Annotated in this window: 1 protein-coding gene; it reads right to left on the bottom strand. The window is 52.5% G+C overall.

The features are described 5' to 3' along the window. Positions 1 to 531: 531 nt before the first annotated feature. A partial coding sequence (locus ACR0D7_RS19355; RefSeq protein ID WP_480680474.1) for an RHS repeat-associated core domain-containing protein occupies positions 532 to 1,421 on the bottom strand: 890 nt, incomplete at its 5' end.

Raw genomic sequence — 1,421 nt, 5'->3', positions numbered from 1 at the left:
TGCCCTCTTCGTCATACTGGTAATCCTCGATCGGCACCGGCACGCCGCCATCGATGGGCGGGATGCCCTGGCGGACCTGCACCAGACGGTTGAGGTCATCATAGGAGATGTGCTTGGACTGCGCCGGATCGAGCCGGTCGAGGATCGCCGTTAGCTGGCCGTCCGGGTCGTAGGTATAGCCCAGATCGGTCAGCGCAGAAAGCAGGCCATTGATTTTAAAGCATTGTTAACCGAGTACTAGGGATCTGGTTATTACTAGATACTCAGTCTGCGACGGGAAAGTTCTTTAGAGCTTCCAATTTTGATTTGAACCATTTGCGGTTCGAGAAGTCAGTGAACATTGCGTCCAGAGAATAATACGCCATGTCCGAAAGCGTCTTTTGCAACGATCCCGATTTGAGGCCCAGATCATCCTGATTCACATAGTGGGCGCACAGAATTGAATAGCAATTGTCGCTTCTCCGAAGACCGAAGAAAACTATAACCCGCTCAGAAGATCTACGAATTATAGTGAAGGGTTCATATATTTCTTCAATCATTGCATTTTTGCCATCTTCCGCTGGACTGTCTTTCATTTTTGTTTTTGTTGGTGACGTTGTCGAATGTTGTTCTAAGTGCTCCGTCTTGATCCACTACGACTGCATTTCCGTCTAGTACGTAAACGTAGTTTCCAGTTTCGGCGTCAAAGAATTTTTCACCTTCTTCAACTACTCGCCGCCAGTCAAATCCATCGTCCATATCAAGCAATTCGTCTTCGAAATGCTCAATTGCGTCAAGGTAGTCGTCTTCGCCTTCAAAGCACTGCTCCTCACAGTTCGGGTCCTTCGGATCGCAATCTGAATTACTGGAAGGCGTGCTTGGAGAGTTCGAGCTCGACGACTTATTGTCATCATTTGCACTGTCCCAGACTGCCGGGGTGTCCCAGATACTAGAGATTGCATCAAGCAGCGCGTAAATTCCTGCCCCAATTGCTGCAGTAACCACAACGGCACCAGCTGCACTACGTGCCGCACCAATTGCCGATTGGAGCGTTTCGCTCGCTAGCCCTGATGGGTCAGTCCAGTTGTATGGATCGTTTTCGACATATGCATACAGATTCAGGTCCCCTGCTGCGAATCCGATGGGATCGCGTTGGATGAACTGTCCTGTTGCGGGGTCGTAATGGCGGGCGCGGTAGTAGATGAGCCCGGTCTCGAGGTCGTGCTCGCGGCCGGTGTAGCCGTAGCGCTGCTCGATTGTGTTGACGGTCTGGGTCTGGTTGCCGAAGGCGTCATAGTCGTAATCGGCGGCAACGGCGCCGGTTGAGATCGAGACCGCGGCCAGGATCGAGCCGAGGCGGTTGGTGTAGAGCCCGTAGGCCGAGCCCGATCCTGCATCGGTGGAGCCGGTATAGCCCTCGAAACCCAGTGGTTCGTCAGTAC

It is taken from the genome of Ruegeria sp. BB7 (assembly GCF_056539365.1).
The sequence above is the reverse complement of the archived record's forward strand: the minus strand, read 5'-3'. Positions and strand labels throughout refer to the sequence as shown.